Here is a 3,127-nt window from a genome sequence, read left to right as displayed (position 1 = left end):
CCCGGTGCTGGCCAAGCCGGGTGATCTGGCGGCGATCCTGACCAATCTGGAACCGCGCGATGTGCTGTTCATCGACGAGATTCATCGCCTTTCCCCGGTGGTAGAGGAGGTGCTGTACCCTGCGTTGGAGGATTTCGCGCTGGATCTGGTGATCGGCGAGGGGCCTGCGGCGCGGACGGTGCGGATCGATCTGCAGCCCTTTACGCTGGTCGGGGCGACGACGCGGCTTGGCTTGCTGACCACGCCGCTGCGTGACCGGTTCGGGATTCCGACACGGCTGGAGTTCTATTCGGAGGCCGAGCTGTTCGAGATCGTCACGCGGGGCGCGCGGCTTTTGGGGGTGGAGGCCGAACCGGAGGGTTGCCGCGAGATTGCCCGGCGGGCGCGGGGCACGCCGCGCATTGCGGGGCGGCTGTTGCGCCGGGTGGTGGACTTCGCGCTGGTCGAGGAGGGCGGGCGGATCAGCCGCGCCCTGGCCGACCGGGCGCTGACACGGCTGGGGGTGGACCATCTGGGGCTGGACGGGGCGGACCGGCGCTATCTGATCCTGCTGGCAGAGAATTATGGCGGCGGGCCGGTCGGGGTGGAAACCATCGCCGCGGCGTTGAGCGAGCCGCGCGACGCGATCGAAGAGGTGATCGAGCCGTATCTTTTGCAGCAAGGCCTGATCCAGCGCACGCCGCGCGGCCGGATGCTGGGGGCCAAGGCCTGGCGGCATCTGGGGCTGGATGCGCCGAAAGGGCCGGGGCAAAGCGATCTGTTCGAGGCCTGAGCGTGGCGCGCTTGTTGGGCGCCTTGCAGAGAGTATTTGTGCAAAGAGCAAGCTGGAGAAGGCAGGAACGATGACCGAGGCAGAAGTTCGGGCGCTGTTTACGCGCAGCGACGGCAGTTTTCTTTGTGCCCGCTGGGGGCGGCCCATCGTGCCGGTGGTGTTCGGCGTAGAGCCGGAAACGTTGCCAGTGATCAAGGGCGCGTTGGAGGCGGTGGTGCTGCTGGCGGGCCACAAGATGGCTGAGACGGACCCGGAGCTGGGCGCCAACCTCATGGTGTTTTTCATCCGCGACTGGGCGGAACTGCCGCGGGTGCCTGATCTGGACCGGCTGATCCCGGATCTTGCCACCCTGTGCGCAAGACTGGCGGCGGCCGAGGCGAACCAGTACCGGATTTTCCGGTTTGACCCGGATGGGGCGATCAAGGCGGCCTTTGTGTTTCTGCGCATGGACAAGCATTTGTCTGAGTTGCCCGCCGAAACGTTGGCTTTGTCGCAGGCGGTTCAGACCATCCTGCTGTGGTCAGACCGCGCGTTTGCGGATGCATCGCCCATGGGTCGGGCTGGGGGAGTGGTGATCCTGCGCCCCGAGGTTGCTGCGGTGATCCGCGCCGCCTACGACCCCACGTTGCCAGGGTGCGCGCAGGATGCGAGCCATGCCTTGCGTTTGATAGCACGGGTTTCGATGCAACACTGAGGGTGTTTGGCGTTAGGCTGGCGCGGTCAGGCTTATGGCGCCGGCCGGGTTGCCGCGTCCAGCGGAATGACCGATAGCGACATCTTGGCCGAGCCTTGCGTCAGTTCGCTGGCATGGGCCAGGTAGAGAAGGCTGTTGTTCGCGGCGTCGTAAACGCGCGTGACGATCACCGACTTCAGGATCAGGGACTGGCGTTCGGAAAACACCGCCTCACCCTCTGGGCTGGTGTCGATGTTGCCGAGCTTGATCGGGCCGGTTTGCACGCAGTCGACGGCGGAATAGGACGGGTCTTCAAACCAGTTCCCCTGTTGCAACCGGTCGAAGACCGAGCGTTCGAAGTAGGCGATGTGACAGGTCACGCCAGCCACGTCGGGATCCTGGAAGGCGTCGATCACCACATCGTTGCCAACCCAGTCGACGCCGACGCGCCCAACCTCCTCGGCATGTGCGGCAGTGGTCAGAAGCATGGCGGTCGCAAGAACAAGGCGCATGATTTAGGGCTTTCCGGCAGATGGCTTGCACACGGGGCGCGGCGGACGCACTTTGCGGCAAGGCGCTGCACCTTGTAACGCCGTGCTTGCCTGAAGGTTCCGCATGATTTCTTCGTTCGCTGTCCGCGTCTACTATGAAGATACCGATCTTGCGGGGATCGTCTATTACGCCAACTACCTGAAATTCATCGAGCGGGCGCGCACCGAATGGGTCGCATCGCTGGGTGTTGACCAGATGGCATTGCGGTCGGTCGAGGGTATCGTCTTTGCGGTAAGGCGGGTGGAGGCGGATTATCTGCGTCCGGCACGATTTGGCGATGATCTGGTCGTGCAGACCCGGCTGCTAAGTATCGGCGGTACACGCCTTGTGCTGGAGCAGGTGATTGATCGTGGAAGCGAACGCATCTTTGCGGCGGAGGTCACGCTGGTGTGTCTTTCGGCCGCAGGAGGAGCGGCGCGGCTGCCGGCGAATGTCAGAGCCAAGCTTCAAGCGATCTGAGCAAGGCGTGGCTTCCTAGACCATGCATCCGATGACAGGTCCGGCTGCCGTGACACCGTCTGGGGTCTTCGACCGCTGGATGAAACACTGTTTTGGCGGGAACCTGCCTCCCACACAGTTGTGTTGGCAATCCGCTTGTAACCTTGATAGAATTGCCTTTAACGGAGCCGATTAACGGCCCGACAAACAAGAGCAGGCGTATGGAAACGGACACCCTTGCGATGGCGCAGGAGATTGATTTCTCCATGTTCGCCCTTTTTGCACGTGCAACCCTGACGGTGAAGGTCGTCATGATCATGTTGATGATCATGTCGTTCTGGAGCTGGGCAATCATCATCCGCAAACACATTCTGTTTCGCGCGGCGCGCAAGGAGGCCGGGGTGTTTGACCGGGCGTTCTGGTCGGGTGAACCCCTGGACGAATTGTTCGAGAAAATCGGAAGCGAGCCGCAGGGTCAGTCCGAAAAGATCTTTGCCGCAGGGATGCTGGAGTGGCGGCGCAGTCACAAACAGGATGGTGGGCTGATCGCGGGCGCGCAGGCGCGGATCGACCGGGCGATGGATGTGGCGATCAACCGCGAGAGCGAGCGGCTGAACAACGGGTTGGCGTTTCTTGCGACGACCGGGTCGACCGCGCCGTTCATCGGGCTGTTCGGCACGGTTTGGGGCATC

General features: G+C 63.1%; 5 protein-coding genes. 4 read left to right on the top strand and 1 reads right to left on the bottom strand.

Annotation, left to right across the window (positions count from 1 at the left end):
* A partial coding sequence (ruvB, locus tag RMO18_RS13750; protein WP_309666630.1) for a Holliday junction branch migration DNA helicase RuvB occupies positions 1-772 on the top strand: 772 nt, incomplete at its 5' end.
* Positions 773-842: 70 nt separating this feature from the next.
* Entirely contained in the window at positions 843-1,466 is a 624-nt protein-coding gene (locus RMO18_RS13745; RefSeq protein WP_309666629.1) for a hypothetical protein, read from the top strand.
* A 32-nt stretch (positions 1,467-1,498) separates the two neighbouring features.
* Here the strand turns inward: RMO18_RS13745 and RMO18_RS13740 are convergent, their stop codons facing one another.
* A complete protein-coding gene (locus RMO18_RS13740) occupies positions 1,499-1,957 on the bottom strand; it encodes a CreA family protein (RefSeq protein ID WP_309666627.1) in 459 nt (152 codons plus the stop codon).
* 103 nt (positions 1,958-2,060) lie between these two features.
* On the opposite strand from RMO18_RS13740, the gene ybgC reads away from it, so the two are divergent.
* Positions 2,061-2,456, top strand: coding sequence for a tol-pal system-associated acyl-CoA thioesterase (gene ybgC / locus RMO18_RS13735; RefSeq protein WP_309666626.1), 396 nt, complete (start codon positions 2,061-2,063; stop codon positions 2,454-2,456).
* A 200-nt stretch (positions 2,457-2,656) separates the two neighbouring features.
* The coding region (locus tag RMO18_RS13730; RefSeq protein WP_309666625.1) for a MotA/TolQ/ExbB proton channel family protein at positions 2,657-3,127 on the top strand (471 nt) is incomplete at its 3' end.

Origin of the sequence: Tabrizicola sp. (assembly GCF_031377265.1) — a bacterium.
Classification (GTDB): Bacteria; Pseudomonadota; Alphaproteobacteria; order Rhodobacterales; family Rhodobacteraceae; genus JAUYQR01.
The sequence above is the reverse complement of the archived record's forward strand: the minus strand, read 5'-3'. Positions and strand labels throughout refer to the sequence as shown.

Bases quoted from the DNA above. Each gene is read 5' to 3' on its own strand.
- RMO18_RS13745 (WP_309666629.1), top strand. From the start codon at position 843: ATGACCGAGGCAGAAGTTCGGGCGCTGTTTACGCGCAGCGACGGCAGT.
- RMO18_RS13740 (WP_309666627.1), bottom strand. From the start codon at position 1,957: ATGCGCCTTGTTCTTGCGACCGCCATGCTTCTGACCACTGCCGCACAT.
- ybgC (WP_309666626.1), top strand. From the start codon at position 2,061: ATGATTTCTTCGTTCGCTGTCCGCGTCTACTATGAAGATACCGATCTT.